Raw genomic sequence first — 19134 nt, 5'->3', positions numbered from 1 at the left:
AATTAGCTAGTGATCATTCAAGGGTATAAATCGGACCCAAACAGGCGGTTACGGGACGCCCAAGGGTTGAATAGGCAGATCGGCCTGCACCCTTCGGGCCTGGGTGCGTGCCCGACAAGCCGATCTGGTCGCCGGGATAGGCTGCACTCGCTATGAAGAAGCTTTAGCCTCGATCCACTCGAACAGCGCGCGTAAATTGTCCGGTATGCTCAATGTAGGCGACAGACGATCCGCCATGGTCTGAGCGTAACTCATGGGTAATCTGTATTTATCACTGAGATGTATTTTCGGATTTCATTTCTGTTTGGAGATGTCCACTAATGGGCACGTAACCCAGCCCGATGCCCAACGAAATTGGGTCGCAGGCGAGACGTCCAAATCGAGGCGAAAGTCCAGTCTCCGGCCGCAATATTATTTCGACTGTCAGTATAGTCTCGTATCATCATCAACGATGGCGGAGCGCGTCCAATAGGACCGTGAAGGCCGGGGCGGGCTGGCGGCGGCTCGGATAGTACAGGTGGTAGCCCGGGAACGGCTCGCACCAGTCCTTCAGGACCCGCACCAACCGGCCCTCGGCCACGTCCTGCGCCACGTGGTCTTCAGGGAGGTAAGCGAGCCCGAGGCCGGCGAGCGCCCCCTCCCGGATCAGGGGCAGGCTGGTGAATACGAGTTGGCCTTCGACGCGGGCATCGACGGCCTGTCCCTTCCGCTCGAATTCCCAGGGGTAGAACCCACCACGGGTCGGCCGCCGCAGGTTGATGCAGCGATGGGCGGTGAGATCCTCGGGACGCCGGGGTTTCAATCGTTTTCTGAAGTAGGCCGGCGCCCCGACCACGGCCATGCGCATGTCCGGCCCGATGCGCACCGCGACCATGTCCTTCTCGACGTGCTCGCCGATCCGCACGCCGGCGTCGAAGCGCTCGGCAACGATGTTGGTCAGGGCCTGCTCGGTGACGATCTCGACGTTGATGTCGGGGTAGTCCGGGAGCAGGCGCGCCAGTGCCGGCCATAGTACGGTCGCCGCCGCATCCTCGGGCGCCGTGATGCGGACGGTGCCGGCGGGCTTGTCCCGCATCTCCGTCAAGGCTGCGAGCTCGACATCGATCTGCTCGAACTGGGGCCCTACGATCCGCAGAAGGCGCTCCCCAGCCTCGGTCGGTACGGCGCCGCGGGTGGACCGGGTCAGCAAGGACACCCCAAGCCGTGCCTCAAGACCCTTCAGGGCGTGGCTGAGGGCCGATTGCGTGACGCCCAGGCGCGTCGCGGCACGGGTGAAGCTACCCTCCTGCGACACCGTCGCGAAGGACAGCAGATCGGTCAGATCGGTTCGTGCCAAAGACCGGCTCCTCACTGCTTTCCGAAGGGTGGACGGGATCGCCTGGGACCGTTTCTCGGGCGATCCATAAGCCTTGCTCATGACCCTATGTGGCGGGGAGGCACTAATCAACGAGATCCGGCGCCGTACCTTGGAGCTTATCCAAGGTGTGCGTGTTTCCATGGGCATCCCGCCTTCGATGGGCGGACGTCGCACCATCGCCCCCTGACGCAGGCTCGGAGACCAAGATGGGACGACCTGGAGATTACGATTTGAACCGGAGAGATCTGATGGTGGCTGCATCAGCCACGGCGGCCCTGGCCGCCGTCCCCTCGGCGGCGGGCGCCGCGCCTGCGGGAACCGATAAGCCGGTGCTGGCGAAGGTAGGGTTCACGGTGAACGGCGAGCGCCGGGAGCTCGAACTCGACACCCGGACCAGCCTGCTCGACGCGGTCCGCGAGCACCTTCACCTGACAGGCGCCAAGAAGGGCTGCGACCACGGCCAGTGCGGCGCCTGCACCATGATCGTCGACGGGCGGCGCATCAACGCGTGCCTGACGCTGGCCGTCATGCATCAGGACGCCAGCGTCATGACCATCGAGGGACTCGGCAAGCCGGGTGACCTCCACCCGATGCAGGCGGCCTTCGTGAAGCATGACGGCTACCAGTGCGGTTTCTGCACGCCGGGCCAGATCTGCTCCAGCGTGGCGGTCATCGCCGAGATCAAGTCCGGCATCCCGAGCCATGTCAGCGCCGACCTGAACGGGACCTACGAGGTCACCGACGCCGAGATCCGCGAGCGCATGAGCGGCAACATCTGCCGCTGCGGCGCCTATTCCAACATCGTCGAGGCGATCACCGAAGTCGCGGGGAAGCAGGCATGAAGTCCTTCACCTACGAGCGCCCGGGCACGCCCGCCGAGGCTGCCGCCGCCGTCGCACGCACCCCGAACGCCAAGTTCATCGCCGGCGGCACCAACCTCCTCGACCTGATGAAGCTGCAGATCGAAACCCCGACCCACCTCGTGGACGTGAATGGGCTCGGCCTGGACACGGTCGAGCCGACGGCCGACGGCGGCCTTCGGATCGGGGCCCTCGTGCGCAACACCGATCTCGCTGCCGACGCCCGTGTCCGCAAGGATTACGGCGTGCTCAGCCGCGCTATCGTCGCCGGGGCGTCGGGCCAGTTGCGCAACAAGGCGACCACCGCCGGAAACCTCCTGCAGCGTACCCGCTGCCCGTACTTCTACGACACCGCCCAGGCCTGCAACAAACGCCAGCCCGGCTCGGGTTGCTCGGCCATCGACGGGGTCAGCCGGCAGCTTGCCGTGATCGGCGCAAGCGAGTCCTGCATCGCGACCTATCCGGGCGACATGGCAGTGGCCATGCGGGTCCTCGACGCCACCGTCGAGACCGTCGATGCAAAGGGTGCCACGCGCAAGATCTCCGTCGCTGACTTCCATCGCCTGCCCGCCGAAAGGCCGGAACTCGACACCATCCTCAAGGCCGGCGAGCTCATCACCGCGGTGACGCTGCCGAAGCCCATCGCCGGGACGCACATCTATCGCAAGGTCCGCGACCGGGCTTCCTACGCCTACGCCCTCGTTTCGGTCGCCGCCGTGATCGGCAAGGACGGGACCGGCCACGTGGCATTCGGTGGGGTGGCGCCGCGTCCCTGGCGCGTCGAGGCCGCCGAAGCCGACCTGCCGCGTGGCGCCAAGGCGGTGACCGACAAGGTCTTCGCTGGGGCCAAGCCGACCGAGGACAACGCCTACAAGCTGAAGCTCGCCGAGCGCACGCTCGGTGCCGTCCTGACCGAGGCGAGGGCCTGAACCATGAAGTTCGACACCCCCGCAGGCACCAACCCCATCGACCGGCTCAAGGTCGTCGGCAAGGCCACCGACCGGATCGACGGACCGTTCAAAACCACCGGCACCGCCCCCTATGCGAACGACTGGCATGACCCGCAGGCCAAGCTCGCCTACGGGGTCGTCGTCGGCGCCACCATCGCCAAGGGCCGGATCGCCTCGATGGACCTCGGGGCGGCCAAGGGTGCCCCGGGCGTCGTCGCCATCGTGACCGCTGAGAATGCGGGCAAGCTCGGCAAGGGCAAGCTCAACACGGCAAAACTCCTCGGCGGCCCCGAGATCGAGCACTACCACCAGGCGATCGCCTTGGTGGTCGCCGAGACCTTCGAAGAGGCCCGTGCCGCCGCGGCCCTGGTCAAGGTGAAGTACACCACCACGAAGGGCGCCTTCGACCTTGCTTCGGTGAAGGACGGGGCGAAGGACCCGGGCGACGTCCAGGGCAGTCTATCCTCCTCCTCCGTGGGCGACTTCGCTGGCGCGTTCGCCTCCGCGCCGGTCAAGCTCGACGAGAGCTACGAGACGCCGGACCACGCTCACGCGATGATGGAGCCCCATGCCTCCGTCGCGTCCTGGGACGGGGATAAGGTCACGGTCTGGACCTCGAACCAGATGATCGCCTGGGGCACACGCGACCTCGCGCTGACCCTGGACGTCCCTCAGGAGAAGGTTCGGCTGGTGTCGCCCTTCGTCGGCGGCGGCTTCGGCGGCAAGCTGTTCCTACGATCCGAGGCCCTGCTCGCGGCCTTGGGCGCCCGTGCGGCCGGCCGGGCGGTGAAGGTCGCGCTGACGCGTCCGCAGATGTTTAACAACACCACGCACCGGCCGGCCACGATCCAGCGCATCCGCATCGGTGCGACCCCGGACGGGAAGATCACGGCCATCGGTCACGAGAGCTGGTCGGGCGACCTGCCGGAGGGTGGGCCGGAGGCGGCGGTCCTGCAGACGCGCCTGCTTTACGCCGCCCCCAACCGCATGACCGCGTTGCGGCTCGCCGTGCTCGACCTTCCCGAGGGCAACGCCATGCGTGCGCCGGGCGAGGCGCCGGGCCTGATGGCACTTGAGGTCGCCATGGACGAAATGGCGGAGAAGCTCGGGCTCGACCCCGTGCGGTTCCGCGAGATCAACGATACCCAGGTCGACCCGGAGAAGCCCGAGCGTGCCTTCTCGCAGCGCAGCCTCGTCGAATGCCTGCGCCAGGGCGCGGAGCGCTTTGGCTGGGACAAGCGCGGTAGGCCCGGCCAGGTCCGTGACGGGCGCTGGCTCGTCGGGATGGGGATGGCCTCGGCCTTCCGAAACAACATGGTGCTGAAGTCGGCAGCCCGCATCCGCCTCGACGGCAAGGGCATGGTGATCGTCGAGACCGACATGACCGACATCGGCAACGGCAGCTACACGATCATCGGGCAGACGGCGGCCGAGATGATGGGCGTCACCCTCGACAAGGTCATCGTGCGCCTCGGGGACTCCGATTTCCCGGTCTCCTCCGGGTCGGGCGGGCAGTTCGGCGCCAACTCCTCGACCTCGGGCGTCTACGCCGCCTGCGTGAAGCTGCGCGAGGCCGTGGCCGGCAAGCTCGGGTTCAACTCGGCCGACGCGGTTTTCGAGGACGGTCAGGTCCGCTCGGGCAACCGCGTCGTACCGCTGGCACAGGCAGCGGCCGGCGGGGACACCGTGGCCGAGGACGCCATTGAGTTCGGCGACCTCGACAAGACCCACCAGCAATCGACCTTCGGCTCGCACTTCGTCGAGGTCGGCGTCGACGTGGCCACGGCCGAGATCCGGGTCCGCCGCATGCTTGCGGTCTGTGCCAGCGGCCGCATTCTCAACCCGAAGACGGCGCGCAGCCAGGTCATCGGCGGGATGACCATGGGTGTCGGCGCGGCCCTGATGGAGGAGCTCGCGGTCGACACCAAGCGCGGGTACTTCGTCAATCACGACCTCGCCGGCTACGAGGTGCCGGTCCATGCCGACATCCCGCATCAGGAGGTCGTCTTCCTCGACGAGGTGGATCCGATGTCCTCGCCGATGAAGGCCAAAGGCGTGGGCGAACTCGGAATCTGCGGGGTCGGCGCCGCGGTGGCGAACGCAGTCTACAACGCCACCGGCCTACGGGTGCGGGACTACCCGATCACCCTCGACAAGCTCCTGAACCGCATGCCGGACGCGGCATGAGCGCATCGGACGAGAGGCGTGTCACCGATACCGAAGGTCGAGGAGTGAGATCATGAAGTTCGATACCCCCGCCGGCATCAATCCCATCGACCGGCTCAAGGTCGTCGGGCAGCCCCTCGACCGGGTCGACGGTCCGCTCAAGGTGACCGGCACCGCCCCATATGCCTCCGACTGGCGCGACCCGCAGGCGAACCTGGCCTACGGCTTCATCGTCGGCTCCGGCATCGCCAAGGGACATGTCGTCTCCATCGACCTTGCCGCGGCCAAGGCCGCCCCGGGAGTCGTCGCCATCGTCACCCATGAGAACGCGGGAACGCTCGGCAAGGGCGAGTTCTACGTCCAGCGTTTCCTCGCCGCGCCCGAGATCGACCACTACCACCAGGCCGTCGCCGTCGTCGTCGCGGAGACCTTCGAGCAGGCGCGCGCCGCTGCCGCCCTGGTCGGGGTCGAGTATGCCCGGGAGCAAGGCTCGTTCGATCTTGGTGCGGTGGTGGCGACGGCGCGGGTCGCCGAGGCCGGCCAGTTCGGGGGTAAGCCCGAGACCAAGGTTGGTGACTTCGAGGCCGCGTTCGCGGCCGCGCCGGTCAAGCTGGACGAGACCTACACAACCCCCGACCAGGCGCATGCGATGATGGAGCCGCACGCCACCATCGCCTCCTGGGACGGTGACCGCCTGACCTGCCACACCGCGATCCAGCAGATGAACTGGGGCGTGCGCGATCTCGCCAAGACCCTCGGCATTCCAAAGGACAAGATCCGTCTGGTCTCGCCCTACATCGGCGGCGGCTTCGGCGGAAAAGGAACCGTGCAGACCGACCTTGCCCTGGCCGCGGTGGCCGCGCGGGTGGCGGGTCGGCCGGTCAAGCTCGCGCTTCAGCGCCCGATGATGTTCAACACCACCATCCACCGCCCGGCGACGGTCCAGCGCATCTGGATCGGGGCGACCAAGGACGGACGGATCACTGCCATCGGGCACGACAACCTCAACGGCAACCTCGCGGGTGGCCGGACCGAGCCATCGACGGCCGCGACGCGGTCATTCTACGCCGGCGCCAACCGGATGACCCGCCAGAGGTTGGCGGTGCTCGACCTCGCCGAGGGTAACGCTATGCGGGCTCCGGGCGAGGCGCCAGGCTTGATGGCGCTTGAGATCGCCATGGACGAGATGGCGGAGAAACTCGGGATGGACCCGGTCGCGTTCCGGGCCCTCAACGACACCCAGGTCGACCCGGAGCATCCCGAGATGCCGTTCTCGACCCGACCGTTCGTGGAGTGCTTGCGAATGGGCGCCGAGCGGTTCGGATGGGATCGGCGCAAAGCCGCCCCCGCCGGCGTACGCGAGGGCCGCTGGCTTGTCGGTATCGGCATGGCGGGTGCGATCCGCGCCGCCAAGATCGCCAAGTCGGGTGCCCGCGTGCGGCTCGACGGGCGCGGTGTCGTCACGGTCGAGACCGACATGACCGACATTGGCACCGGCAGCTACACCATCGTAGCCCAGACCGCCGCCGAGATGATGGGCGTCGGCATCGACTGCGTCGTCGCGAAACTGGGGGATTCCGATTTTCCTGAGACCCCAGGGTCGGGCGGACAGCAGGGCGCGCCCTCCGTCACCGCCGGCGTCTATGCCGCCTGCGTGAAGTTGCGCGAGGCCGTGGCCCAAAAGCTCGGGTTTAACTCCGCCGATGCCACCTTCGCCGATGGCGAGGTCCGCTCCGGCAATCGCGTGGTGCCGCTCGGCAACGCCGCGAAGGATGGCGACATTGTCGTCGAGGACACCATGGAGTTCGGCGACCTCTCCAAGAAGTTCGCCCAGCAGACCTTCGGGGCGCACTTCGCCGAGGTCGGCGTCGATGCCTACACCGGCGAGATCCGTATCCGCCGGATGCTGGCGGTGTGCGCGGCGGGCCGCATCCTCAACCCGAAGACGGCGCGCAGCCAAGTCATCGGCGGCATGGTGATGGGCGTCGGGGCAGCGCTGATGGAGGAGATGGCGGTCGACACGAAGCGCGGCTTCTTCGTCAACCACGACCTTGCCGGCTACGAGGTGCCGGTCCACGCCGACATTCCACACCTCGACGCGATCTTCATCGACGAGGTCGATCCGACCATGTCGCCGGTCAAGGCCAAGGGCGTCGGCGAGCTCGGGCTGGTCGGCGTCGCTCCGGCGATTGCGAACGCGGTCTACAACGCGACCGGCGTGCGGGTGCGTGACTACCCGATCACGCTCGACAAGCTCATCGACCGTATGCCCGACGTGGCCTGACCCGAACCACCGGAACCTTCATCATGCGCCCCAGGATCATCTGCCACATGAGCAGTTCCATCGACGGCCGGCTGCACCCCGGTCGCTGGACACCTCCCGCCGCCGGCGTCGAGCAGGGCTTGGTTCACCGGTACTATGACGAGACCGCGGCACGCCTCGATGCGGAGGGCTGGATCGTGGGTCGCACGACAATGGCCGAGATCGCCAAGGGGCATCCGCGCAAACCCGAGACCGTTCCTGGTGACCTCCGCCAGACTCATGTCGGCAAGCGAAACGGCCGCGACTTGGCCGTCGCAATCGACCCTCACGGGAAGGTGCATTATGGCCGGGACGACGCAGGCGGGGACCATATCGTGGCGGTCCTCAGCGAGGGCGTCACGGATGACTATCTGGCTGAGCTCCGCGAGGACGGGGTCTCCTACATCTTCGCCGGTCCGGACGGCCGGGACCTCGTAGGTGCGATGGCGACCCTGGGCGACACTTTCGGCGTAAGGACCCTGTTGCTGGAGGGCGGCGGCATCATCAATGGCGCTTTCCTGAAAGCCGGGCTGATCGACGAGGTCAGCCTGCTTGTCTCGCCCGCCCTTGATGGCCTTGCGGGCGTATCAACCATCTTCGAGTACCACGGCGAGCCCGACGAGCGGCCGGCGGCCGGCAAGGCGCTTCGGCATCGCCACACCGAGACTTTGGAAGGCGGCACCGTCTGGCTCAAGTATGCCGTCGAGGATGCTCCCGGCGCCTGAGCCTCGTGAGCATGAACCGCCCCCGGTTAAAGGCCACCTGACCCTGACCCAGCGAACTGGTCCGCGCTGAACGCAAGTTTTCGGGCATCCTGAACCCTTAAGGAGGGAGGATGCCATGCCTCGCAAGCGTTTCACGAACGAACAGATCGCCTTTGCCCTGCGGCAGGCGGAGAACGGTGCGACGGTGGACGAGGTCTGTGCGGCGAGATGGGTGTATCCGAGCCGACGTTTTACCGTTGGAAGAAGCAGTTCGTCGGCATGGGCGTGCCTGAGATCCGGCGGCTGAAGCAGCTGGAGGACGAGAACGGCAAGCTCAAGCGGTTGGTCGCAGACCTGACGCTGGATCGCTCGATGCTGCAGGATGTGCTCAAGCGAAAGTGGTGAGACCCGCCATCGCTCTCCCGAGCCCGGCGGTCCGGTCCGAGGCGGCCGGTCTCCGCTCCGTTCTCCCGCATCCGCGACCCGGGGTATCCGGCTGCGACGGTTGGGACTGGCGTCGGCTGCGGGCGGCGACTAACAACGCGGCCGCACCAAGGAAGGCCAGATCGATGCAGAGTTTCGTCCGCGCCAAGTTGCACGGCCTCAGGGTGACCGGTGCCGACCTGAACTATCACGGCTCGATCACGCTCGACGCTGAGTTCTGCCGGGAGGTCGGCCTCGATCCCCTCGAATTCGTCGAGATCTGGAACAAGATGTCGGGCGCCCGGATCAGCACCTACGTCCTCTACGGCGAAGCCGGATCGCGCTGCTGCATCCTCAACGGCGCCGCCGCCCGCACCTGCCAGGTGGGCGACGAGGTCATCATCGCCTCCGCGACCTACGGCTCCATCGACGACGTGATCGCGCAGAAGCCGCGGGTGCTCATCTTCGGCGAGGGCAATACGGTCAGCGACCGCGTGACCTACGACGTCTTCCGCGACGAGGCGGGACGCCTCGACATGCGGATCCTCGGTCCCGGGACCGCCGGCTGAGCGGACGACCCGGTGCCGCGACCGTCATGATTTCGAAAGGCTCATTCGTGAGCAGGCTTTAACCTGAACATTGATTCAGATTTGCCCGTTAACCGCTTGAACGATGCCGTCCTGCATAGTCGAACCATCGACAGGGACACAGACCGGCCAAGACAAAGCCGGGGAGGCATCAAGACATGATCAACCTTTCGCTTCAGGTTTTCTGTAACCGTATCGTCGCCGCCGACCGCATCACGGCCGAGGATGTCCAGGTCCTGGCCCGGGAGGTTCTCCCCGAGGGCTTCGTCTGCCGCGACGAGGCCGACATGCTGATCGCCCTGGAGCGCATCGTCACCACCGCCGATCCGGCCTTCGGGGACTACCTCGTCGCTGCCGTGGTGGATTTCGCGGTCTGGGGCGAGCGTCCCACCGGCTACATCGACTCCGGGGTCGCGACCTGGCTCGTCGGCTCCCTGCGCGCCGGCTGCGGCCCGACCCGGCTCGCCGCCCGCCTCGCCCGCGAGGTGATCCGCGAGGCCCAGGCCAGCGACGAGGCCCTGATCGCCTTCGCGCTGGCGGCCAATCGCGCCACCGCCGATCACGATCGGACCCGCGAACTGCTGGCTGCCTGAGGGCCGGCAGCCCCGATATTTCGCATTCAAAATGTGATGGTGCATCGCACCGTCGGAATGTCGGCAGCGCACCTACATATTCGGGCTGCCGCCCCGGATCAGTCAGCTTCCCGAAGCCGCATAACTGCTTTAACGGGAACGAGCTTGGGCGTTTGGAGACGCCGCCTGTTCCCTGACTGACCAGAGTGCGCGGAAAGATGTTCGACAAGATCCTGATTGCGAACCGTGGCGAGATCGCCTGTCGCATCATCAAGACCGCCCGTCGCATGGGCATCAAGACCGTGGCGGTCTACTCGGATGCCGACCGCGATGCGGTGCACGTCGCCATGGCCGACGAGGCCGTGCATATCGGACCGGCCCCGGCCGCGCAGTCCTACCTGCTGATCGACAAGATCATCGAGGCCTGCAAGCGGACCGGCGCCCAGGCCGTGCATCCGGGCTACGGCTTCCTGTCCGAGCGCGAGTCGTTTCCCCGCGCCCTGGAGGCGGCCGGCATCGTCTTCATCGGCCCGAACCCCGGCGCGATCGCCGCGATGGGCGACAAGATCGAATCCAAGAAGGCCGCCTCGGCGGCGAAGGTCTCCACCGTGCCGGGCTTCCTCGGCGTCATCGAGAGCCCCGAGCACGCGGTCACCATCGCGGACGAGATCGGTTACCCGGTGATGATCAAGGCCTCCGCCGGCGGCGGCGGCAAGGGCATGCGCATCGCCCACTCGTCCGGCGAAGTGGCGGAGGGCTTCGCCCGCGCCAAGTCCGAGGCCGCCTCGTCCTTCGGCGACGACCGCGTCTTCGTGGAGAAGTTCATCACCGACCCGCGCCACATCGAGATCCAGGTGATCGGCGACAAGCACGGCAACGTGATCTACCTCGGCGAGCGCGAGTGCTCGATCCAGCGCCGCAACCAGAAGGTCATCGAGGAGGCGCCGTCGCCGCTCCTCGACGAGGCCACCCGCCGCAAGATGGGCGAGCAGGCCGTGGCCCTGGCGAAAGCCGTGAACTACGACTCGGCCGGCACCGTCGAGTTCGTGGCCGGCCAGGACAAGTCCTTCTACTTCCTCGAGATGAACACCCGCCTTCAGGTGGAGCACCCGGTCACCGAGATGATCACCGGCCTCGACCTCGTCGAGCTGATGATCCGGGTCGCGGCCGGCGAGGCGCTGCCGCTGGGCCAGGGAGACGTGAAGCTCGACGGCTGGGCGGTCGAGAGCCGCGTCTACGCCGAGGACCCGACCCGCAACTTCCTGCCCTCGATCGGGCGCCTCACCACCTACCGGCCGCCGGCCGAGGGCCGATTCGGCGGCGCCATCGTCCGCAACGACACCGGCGTGGAAGAGGGCGGCGAGATCGCGATCCACTACGATCCGATGATCGCCAAGCTCGTCACCTGGGCGCCGACCCGGGCCGAGGCCATCGAATCGCAGGGCGAGGCGCTGGACGCCTTCGCCATCGAGGGCATCCGCCACAACATCCCGTTCCTGGCGGCCCTGATGGCGCATCCGCGCTGGCGTTCGGGCAACCTCTCCACCGGCTTCATCGCGGAGGAGTTCCCGGACGGATTCGTCGCCCCGGAGCCTCAGGGCGAGATCGCCCGGCGCATGGCAGCCGCGGCGGCGGCCATCGACCACAAGATGAACCAGCGCAAGCGCGGCATCTCCGGCCAGATGCGCGATCCGGCGCTGCTGGATTTCGAGCGCGACCGCGTCGTGGTCCTGGCGGGCGAATCCTATCCCGTCACCGTCGACGCCGTCGGCGGTACCCTCATCGTCACCGGCGCCGACGGCGCCACCTGGCCGGTCTCCTCCGACTGGCGCCCGGGCGAGCCGGTCTGGCAGGGCGAGATCGACGGCACCCGCGTGGCGATGCAGGTCCGCGGCCTCCTCAACGGCGTCGCCCTCCAGCACGCCGGCGCCGCCGCCGAGGCCCGCGTCTACACCCAGCGCGAGGCGGCCCTGGCCGCCCTGATGCCGGTGAAGGAAGATGCCGGCTCCGGCAAGCAGGTGCTCTGCCCGATGCCCGGCCTCGTCAAGGCGATCCTGGTGAAGGAAGGCCAGGAGGTGAAGAACGGCGAGGCGCTGGCCATCGTCGAGGCGATGAAGATGGAGAACGTGCTCCGCGCCGAGCGCGACGCCACCGTCGCCAAGATCGCCGCCAAGGAAGGCGACAGTCTCGCGGTCGACGCGGTCATCCTCGAATTCGCTTGACGATCTCCCGGCTCCGGAGCGCCTCCCCTGCGGGACGCGCTCCGGGCCGGAAGCCCAGGACCGGTCGATGCCCCTCTACTTCGCCTATGGCGCGAACATGGATGCCGGCGCCATGGCCGCGCGCTGCCCGCGCTCGACCCTGATCGGGCAGGCCCGTCTGAACCGGCACCGTTTCATCATCATGCGCGAAGGCTACGCCTCGGTCGTGCGTGACCCACGCGCGACCGTGTTCGGTACACTGTGGGATCTGTCCCTGGGAGACGTGCCGGCCCTCGACCGCTACGAGGGCGTCGCCTCGGGCCTCTATACCAAGGCGGTGCAGCCGGTCTCGGTGCCGGGCGGATCGAAGCGGGCGCTGATCTACCTCGGCGGATCCAGCGCCACGGGCGCTCCACGACCGGGCTACCTCGAATCCGTGCTGGCCGCAGCCGGCGCCGCGCAATTACCGGCGGCCTATCGGACGGAACTGCAGACCTGGCAGCGCGGACGCGCCGGCTGACGCGCGATCTTGAACCATCCGGTGGTGAACCGGCCCATGATCGCGGCCGGCGGAATGCTCGGCTCCGACCGTCTTCGAGCCGTGCCGGTCCGGAACCAGTCCCCTGTCATGCTCGCCGGCGTCGGGCACTTCATCGCGCCGGCTGGGTGCCCTAACGTTCGGCGCAGCACAGCCCCGCCGGCCCGCCGAACCTGGGAAGGACGCCACCGTGACCCCCGAGATCCGAACCGTCGCAGTCGTCATCCACGGCCGGGTCCAGGGCGTCGGCTACCGGATGTGGGTGCGCGAAGAGGCGGATCGCCGGGGCCTCGCAGGCCACGTCCGCAATCGGTCGGACGGAGCCGTCGAGGCCATTTTGTCGGGGTCGCCCGACGCCGTGGCGCGGATGCTGGAGGCTTGCCGCCACGGGCCTCCTGGAGCCCGCGTCACGGAGATCGCAGTGACCGAGAGCGAGGCGGCGCCTCCGCAACCCGGCTTCGCGATCCGCTGACGCCCCGCTCCCCGTGACACGTTCCGGCCCCGCTTCGGCTGGACAGGGCGTCGGCATCCGCGCTAGCGCCCGGACGGGACGCCCGCAGATCGGCCGTCCAGAGACCGGACGCGATGCTGACTGCCGACTTCTCCTATCTCGACCTCGCCGCCCTCTGCTACTTCGTGGCGGCCTGGGCCGGCTATGGCATCGCGGTGGCGCGAATGCGCGGTCGGCGGACCAGCCTCAGCCAGATCATGAACGCGCAGCGCGCGGAGTGGACGCTCCAGCTGATCGGGCGGGACAACCGGGTGGTCGACACGACCATCAACGCCTCCCTGCAGAACGGGACCGCGTTCTTCGCCTCGACCTCACTGATCGCGCTGGGCGGCGTACTGACCCTGTCGCGCTCCGGCGATGACGTCCTGACCCTGTTCGGCGCGCTCCCCTTCGGCGCCGTCGCAACGCGGGTGACCTGGGAGATCAAGGTCGCGGGCCTGGCGGTCGTCTTCGTCTACGCCTTCTTCAAGTTCTCCTGGGCCTATCGGCTGTTCAATTACGGCGCGATCCTCCTCGGCGCGGTACCGCCTAAGGGATCGGACGCAACCCCGGAGCAGATGCTCCGTGCGGCCCGCAAGGCCGCCGCGATGAACATCGCCGCCGGCAGCCACTTCGCCCGCGGCCAGCGGGCCTTCTTCTTCGCCCTGGCCTATCTCGGCTGGTTCGTGAGCCCCTGGCTGCTCATGCTGACGACGACGGCGGTGGTGCTGGTGATGTGGCGACGGCAATTCGCCTCGCGAATTCGCGCGGCCCTGCTGGCGGAAGACGACGGGACAGGGCAGGGATGGCAGCCATGACGATTCCCAAGAAGCCGACACGCCAGCGCACCTCATCTCCGAAGGCTCCGCGCTCCAAGACGCCGGCGCCGCAGGCACCGGTCTCCGCGCCCGCCCCGAAGGTCGCGGCGAAGCCCGGTGGACGGCCGGAGCGCAAGGGTCCCTCCGAGACGCTCATCGCCGAGACGATTCTGCGCCTCGTCACGGCGCGCGACGCCGGAAAGACGGTGTGTCCGTCGGAGGTGGCCCGGGAACTGGGCGGGCCGCAACCGGAGGAATGGAGCCCCTTGATGCAACCGATCCGCCGGATCGCGGTGCGGATGACCAAGGCCGGGGAGGTCGCCATCCTTCGCAAGGGTAAGCCCGTGGAGGACCCGGACGACTTCCGCGGCATCTACCGGCTCGGCGCCGTCGCGACGGCATCGGACGAGACCTGAGGGGCCGGCAACAGGGCATCGGTGTAACCCGCCAGCCGGTAGGCGACGAGGCCGAACCATTCCTTCGTGATCACGTCGAGGAGTGACAGCCCTTCCGAAGCGAAGCCGTTGATGCGCCAGACATCGTCCCAACCGCCGGTGCGGTAATCGACCGGGTAGGCGGCGACCGTGAAGCCCGCCTGCCGGAAGCAGCCGACGGCCCGCGGCATGTGCCAGGCCGAGGTGACGAGGAGCCAGCGCTCGTCCGGCTGCGGCTTCACCATCTCGGCGGTGAAGAGTGCATTCTCGCGGGTGTTCCGGGAGCGGTCCTCCAGGATGAGCCGGGTGCGCGGCAGCCCCATCGTGTCGGCGTAGCGCCCGACGATCTCGGATTCCGAGGCTCTGCTCCCGCCGAGGGCGCCGCTCCCGCCGCTGAAGACGAGGCGGCTCTGCGGATAGCGCCGGGCGAGGTCCGCCAGGGCGACCTGACGCTCGGCCGAGTCGTTGAGGAGAAACTGTCCGCGACTCGCCGAGAGCCGCGTCTCGATCGCTCCGCCAAGGACGATGATTCCGGTCACCGGCCGATCGTCCTCGACGAAGGCCGGAAAGCGCTCCTCCAGAGGCAGGGCAACGAAGGCCGAGAGGGGGGACAGGCCGGCCACGAGGAGCAGCAGTGCCGCTAGGCCGCCGAGCCACAACCCTGATCGAAGCCACCCCGCCGCCGCCAGGCCGGTTCCGGCGAGCGCGAGGAGGATCAGCGCGTTCGAAGGCGTCACGAGAAAGAACAGCAGCTTCGAGAGTGGAAAAAACATGCGCGGGCAACCGAAGCGGGTGGGCGGGTGAGGCGTGATAGCGCAACGCCTGCGGCCTTGTCCCTATCGCGCTCGACGAGTTGGTCGATCGCCCGGACCGGGAACGGGCCGCGACATCGTCATCCGCTTGCGCGGGACCCGGAACTGACAGATTTGTCCCGTATGAGACCTAAGCAGGAACCACCGATTGCACTCGGCTCTCGAACGGCCTAGGTTAACCTTATGGAGTGGGATAAATTCCCACGGGTATCATTGTCAATGCCACGCTTTTTCATCGACCTCCACGACGGAGCGAATTTCGTCAAGGACAAGGTCGGATTCGAGTTGTCCGACGAGGACGCCGTGCGGACCAAGCTCGTGCGCATCATGGCCAAGATCGCGCAGGAATTCAGCGTCGATGCCGAACGGCAGGATTATCTGGCGATCGTTCGCGGCGAGGGCGCGCAGGTCCATTTCCGAGCGCATCTGTCGCTCGATATCGAACGGGTCACCGGCGCAGTCGAGGTCAATCCCGACGAATCCTGATCGATTTCAGGGCCTTGCATTCCGGTATCGGAACCGAGCCTCGCACGGTTTCCACGACCTAGAGCCGAACGAGACCTTCGTGGATTGGCAGGTCATCGGAAATGTGGGTTCGATCCAGCTCGTGCGGCGATGGCGCACGCACGGAAGCGCCCATGGCTCGGCACCGATCGCAATCGCGGCAGTTCTCATAGAAACCATGGGTGTGCCGACGCCGCCCCGACCATATCGTTCCGGCGGATGAGACGAAGCCCAATGGGAAGCAGACCCTCGCGATGGGCGAGGGTCTGGAGATTTCCCATTGTGCCGATGTCGAGGCGATCCTCGCGGACGCCTCAGCGTCCGTAGATATCCTCGACGCGGATGATGTCGTCCTCGCCGGTGTAGGAGCCGACCTGCACCTCGATCAGCTCCAGCGGGATCTTGCCCGGGTTGGTCAGGCGGTGCATCGAGCCGATCGGCAGGTAGATCGCCTCGTTCTCGTGCACCAGCACCACCGACTCGTTCAGCGTCACCTCCGCCGTGCCCTTGACCACCACCCAGTGCTCGGCCCGGTGGAAGTGCTTCTGCAGGGACAGCCGCCCGCCCGGCGTCACCATGATCCGCTTGACCTGGAAGCGCTCGCCGATGTCGATGCGCTGGTACCAGCCCCAGGGCCGGTACATCCGCCGATGCGCGTCCGCCTCCGGATGCGCCTTCTCGCGCAGGCGGTTGACGAGATCCTTGACCTGACCCGAACGCGCCTTCGAGGTCACCAGCACGGCGTCGGGCGTGGTCACCACGACGACGTCGTCGAGGCCCACCACCGTCGTCAGGTGCTCGCCCTCGCTGTGGATCAGGCTGCCGCGCGTGTCGATGGTCTCGACCCGGCCCCGGACGGCGTTGCCGTCGGCATCGTGCGCCAGCACGTCCCAGACCGCGTCCCAGGTGCCGACATCCGACCAGGCGAAGGAGACCGGACGGACGCCGGCATGCCGGGTGCGCTCCATCACGGCGTAGTCGATCGAGGTCTTGGGCGCCCGGCCGAAGGCGGCCGCGTCGAGCCGGACGAAGTCGAGGTCGGTCACGGCCGCGTCGAGCGCGGCGCGGGTGGCGGCCAGGATCTCCGGGGCATGGGCCTCGAGCTCGGCCAGCATCACGTCGGCGCGGAACAGGAAGTAGCCCGAGTTCCACAGGGCGCCCTCGTCGATCAGCCGCAGGGCGCCGTCGCGATCGGGCTTCTCGACGAAGCGCTCGACCGCGTGGTTGCCCGCGCCCCCCGCCAGGGCTGCGCCGACGCGAATGTAGCCGTAACCGGTGGCGGGCGCGGTCGGGGTGATGCCGAGGGTCATGATCGCCCCGGCCCGGGCGCCGGCGGCGGCGGCCTCGGCGGCCGCCACGAAGGCGGGGGTGTCGCCGATGACGTGGTCGGCGGCCATGATCAGCACGACGCCCTCAGGGTCGCGCCGCGCCGCGTGCAGGGTGGCGACGGCGACCGCCGCGGCCGAGTCGCGCCGCTCGGGCTCGAGGATGATGTCGGCCGCGATGCCGGTCTGCTGCAGCTGCTCGGCGACGATGAAGCGCGCATCGCTGCTGGTGAGTACGGTGGGGCGGGAGAACACCCGGGTGTCGGCCAGGCGCCGGGCGGTGTCCTGGAAGGTCGAGCTGTCCGGATTGACGAGCGGCGTGAACTGCTTGGGCATGCTCTCGCGCGAGGCCGGCCACAGCCGGGTGCCCGAGCCACCACACAGGATGATCGGATGGATCAAGACGCCGGCAGGCTCAGACATTCGACCAATCGCCTCGTAAATTGCAGGACGCATAGGGCCGACGAGCCCTATACAGATTGCAGTGCAACAATTGCGTGCTCTACCAGTTCAGCAGCAGCCACGCCACCTCGCATTGGCCTGGAATGACCACCAAGGGTCCGGTTTCCCCAATCCGCCGATCACACGGATCAGAGCATCGATCCGGCCGTCGGGACATCGGGTACGGGCCGCTTGGCCACATCCTGCGTGGCGACGTCAGCGCCGCGTCTTCAGAGGCTTGCGCGCCGCCGGCTGCGGGCGCCCGATCGGTTTGCGGGGTGTCTGAGCGGCCAAGGCCGCGCGGGCGATCTCCTGGGGTCTCGGATCGCCCCGGGCGATCCTCTTCAAAGCGTCGGCCATCTCCTCGATCATCTGCGCCGACTCACCCTCCAGGGTTTCCTCGGCGCGGATCCCGTTCAGTTCGGGCGCGATCTCCTCGGCGGCCTCACGCAGTTCGTCGACGAGTTCGGCGGGCGACCAGCGGGGATAGGATGTCTGCGGCATGACCCATCATGCCAGCGCATCTGGACGCCGACAACGGTTCGGCGCCTCGGTTCGAAGACAGTCCGTTGAACCTTCCTTGCCGTGCAGGCACACCCTGGGTTGCCGCCGGAGCAGGCGCACTCAGGCACTTCCAGTACGACGCAGCCTCGCTCAGGCCGGGTCGAACGGGCGCGTCGTCAAGGTTCTCGGACTGGCAGGCACCCAGTTCAGCGGCCGCCGGGGCCGCCATTGGCGCTGCCGTTGGGAAATGCCTGCTCCGGCCGGCTCGCATTCCCACCCGCGGCCGAATTGGTTGTCACCGTGTCGGCGCCGGTCGCACCGTAGGATATGACGACGTCATTACTGTTGCCGGTCGTGTTCGGCTGATTCTGAATGATGACGCCAGGGCGACCTTCCGGTCCCAGGACACCCTGGGCCAGAGCCGGCTGCGTTATCAGGATCGCGAGCGCACAAGCGCCCGCCACGAAAGCAGAAATCTTCATAGGAAATCCCGAGGTTCAAGTTCTTCGCATCAACCTGCGGCTCCGAGCGCCTGTTCCTGTGACCAAGGCGCGCCCCATTGATGGATCAGGTGCGGAGACACCCGGCCGTATCGCCGTGATCGCGCGCGCGAAGACCGATGATCAGCGTCTAAAGATGACGATTTCTACCCGGACAAGAAGTGGCCGGCGTCAGGTCAATCGAATCTGCCGTGTTGACGGGTTACGGCCCACCTATTGTCGCCCCCTTTGCAGGCTCGAGGCGAAATCGACTCGGGCCACTCTTGAACGGGGACCGAGACTCATGGAGCAACAAGAAAGCCGGACGCAGTTTCTGCGCGATGCGTCCTGAGCCAAGCTATTGCATGTCATTCACGCTCGGAAGCGGTTGCCCTGGCTTTGCTGCGACTACGCAACAATACCGGGATTACGCCATGCTGGGCGCGATCCACATGAGGGCATCGGTCGCGCAACGAACGGTTCTAAACAACCGAGTTCTTGAGCTGGACGCTCGAATGGCGGAGACGGAGGGATTCGAACCCTCGATACCCCTTTCGGGGTATGCTCATTTAGCAAACGAGTGCCTTCAGCCGCTCGGCCACGTCTCCGCAGGCCGTCGATCTAGAATTTCGCATCCGGCGGGTCAAGCTGCGATTGGTGGCGTCGC

General features: G+C 67.3%; 18 protein-coding genes, 1 tRNA gene and 1 pseudogene. 14 read left to right on the top strand and 6 right to left on the bottom strand.

All coding sequences use genetic code 11. The features are described from left to right. Positions 1–445: 445 nt before the first annotated feature. Positions 446–1336 carry a LysR family transcriptional regulator gene (locus tag AC0IWM_RS06515; protein ID WP_471753622.1) on the bottom strand — a complete coding sequence of 297 codons (891 nt, stop codon included), beginning with the start codon at positions 1334–1336 and terminating at the stop codon, positions 446–448. Between the two features lie 269 nt (positions 1337–1605). On the opposite strand from AC0IWM_RS06515, the gene paoA reads away from it, so the two are divergent. From paoA to AC0IWM_RS06450, 13 genes and pseudogenes are all read left to right on the top strand, one after another. Further along, positions 1606–2199 carry an aldehyde dehydrogenase iron-sulfur subunit PaoA gene (gene paoA / locus AC0IWM_RS06510; protein WP_471753621.1) on the top strand — a complete coding sequence of 198 codons (594 nt, stop codon included), beginning with the start codon at positions 1606–1608 and terminating at the stop codon, positions 2197–2199. Next, a complete protein-coding gene (locus AC0IWM_RS06505) occupies positions 2196–3146 on the top strand; it encodes an FAD binding domain-containing protein (protein ID WP_471753620.1) in 951 nt (316 codons plus the stop codon). The genes paoA and AC0IWM_RS06505 overlap by 4 nt, the downstream gene beginning before the upstream one ends. Before the next feature lie 3 nt (positions 3147–3149). Continuing rightward, a complete protein-coding gene (gene paoC, locus AC0IWM_RS06500) occupies positions 3150–5354 on the top strand; it encodes an aldehyde oxidoreductase molybdenum-binding subunit PaoC (RefSeq protein WP_471753619.1) in 2205 nt (734 codons plus the stop codon). Positions 5355–5406: 52 nt separating this feature from the next. Then, positions 5407–7617: an aldehyde oxidoreductase molybdenum-binding subunit PaoC gene (paoC, locus tag AC0IWM_RS06495; RefSeq protein WP_471753618.1), complete on the top strand. Its 2211-nt coding sequence runs from the start codon at positions 5407–5409 to the stop codon at positions 7615–7617. Between the two features lie 23 nt (positions 7618–7640). Then, positions 7641–8360: a RibD family protein gene (locus AC0IWM_RS06490; RefSeq protein ID WP_471753617.1), complete on the top strand. Its 720-nt coding sequence runs from the start codon at positions 7641–7643 to the stop codon at positions 8358–8360. A 115-nt stretch (positions 8361–8475) separates the two neighbouring features. Next, positions 8476–8738, top strand: a pseudogene (locus AC0IWM_RS06485) (transposase); the annotation flags it as partial. Positions 8739–8908: 170 nt separating this feature from the next. Further along, positions 8909–9331 (top strand): aspartate 1-decarboxylase, encoded by a 423-nt coding sequence (locus tag AC0IWM_RS06480; protein ID WP_471753616.1) that lies wholly within the window; start codon positions 8909–8911, stop codon positions 9329–9331. Positions 9332–9507: 176 nt separating this feature from the next. Next, positions 9508–9942 carry a hypothetical protein gene (locus AC0IWM_RS06475; protein ID WP_471753615.1) on the top strand — a complete coding sequence of 145 codons (435 nt, stop codon included), beginning with the start codon at positions 9508–9510 and terminating at the stop codon, positions 9940–9942. A gap of 197 nt (positions 9943–10139) precedes the next feature. Further along, on the top strand, positions 10140–12143 hold the full coding sequence (locus AC0IWM_RS06470; RefSeq protein WP_471753614.1) for an acetyl-CoA carboxylase biotin carboxylase subunit: 2004 nt from the start codon (positions 10140–10142) through the stop codon (positions 12141–12143). Between the two features lie 67 nt (positions 12144–12210). Then, a complete protein-coding gene (locus tag AC0IWM_RS06465) occupies positions 12211–12642 on the top strand; it encodes a gamma-glutamylcyclotransferase family protein (protein WP_471753613.1) in 432 nt (143 codons plus the stop codon). 208 nt (positions 12643–12850) lie between these two features. After that, positions 12851–13132, top strand: coding sequence for an acylphosphatase (locus AC0IWM_RS06460; RefSeq protein ID WP_471753612.1), 282 nt, complete (start codon positions 12851–12853; stop codon positions 13130–13132). A 113-nt stretch (positions 13133–13245) separates the two neighbouring features. Then, positions 13246–13968, top strand: coding sequence for a DUF599 domain-containing protein (locus AC0IWM_RS06455; protein ID WP_471753611.1), 723 nt, complete (start codon positions 13246–13248; stop codon positions 13966–13968). Positions 13969–14123: 155 nt separating this feature from the next. Beyond that, positions 14124–14384 (top strand): DUF3253 domain-containing protein, encoded by a 261-nt coding sequence (locus tag AC0IWM_RS06450; RefSeq protein WP_471754112.1) that lies wholly within the window; start codon positions 14124–14126, stop codon positions 14382–14384. Here AC0IWM_RS06450 and AC0IWM_RS06445 read toward each other — a convergent pair. Beyond that, positions 14342–15175, bottom strand: a complete 834-nt coding sequence (locus AC0IWM_RS06445; RefSeq protein WP_471753610.1) for a YdcF family protein — start codon at positions 15173–15175, stop codon at positions 14342–14344. The two genes, AC0IWM_RS06450 and AC0IWM_RS06445, sit on opposite strands and share 43 nt — an antisense overlap. 222 nt (positions 15176–15397) lie before the next feature. Here AC0IWM_RS06445 and AC0IWM_RS06440 point away from each other — a divergent pair, with 222 nt between their 5' ends. Continuing rightward, positions 15398–15700 carry a DUF6894 family protein gene (locus tag AC0IWM_RS06440; RefSeq protein WP_471753609.1) on the top strand — a complete coding sequence of 101 codons (303 nt, stop codon included), beginning with the start codon at positions 15398–15400 and terminating at the stop codon, positions 15698–15700. A gap of 332 nt (positions 15701–16032) precedes the next feature. Here AC0IWM_RS06440 and AC0IWM_RS06435 read toward each other — a convergent pair whose 3' ends face one another. From AC0IWM_RS06435 to AC0IWM_RS06420, 4 genes are all read right to left on the bottom strand, one after another. Continuing rightward, on the bottom strand, positions 16033–17466 hold the full coding sequence (locus AC0IWM_RS06435; protein ID WP_471753608.1) for a mannose-1-phosphate guanylyltransferase/mannose-6-phosphate isomerase: 1434 nt from the start codon (positions 17464–17466) through the stop codon (positions 16033–16035). A gap of 234 nt (positions 17467–17700) precedes the next feature. Further along, complete coding sequence (locus AC0IWM_RS06430; protein ID WP_471753607.1) at positions 17701–17988, bottom strand: hypothetical protein; 288 nt, start codon at positions 17986–17988, stop codon at positions 17701–17703. Positions 17989–18194: 206 nt separating this feature from the next. Beyond that, entirely contained in the window at positions 18195–18470 is a 276-nt protein-coding gene (locus AC0IWM_RS06425) for a hypothetical protein (protein ID WP_471753606.1), read from the bottom strand. Between the two features lie 513 nt (positions 18471–18983). Continuing rightward, positions 18984–19075, bottom strand: a tRNA-Ser gene (locus tag AC0IWM_RS06420). Between the last annotated feature and the right edge of the window lie 59 nt (positions 19076–19134).

Source organism: Methylobacterium sp. AC433, from assembly GCF_979253015.1.
Note: the sequence above shows the minus strand (reverse complement) of the source record. Positions and strands in the feature narration are given on the sequence as shown.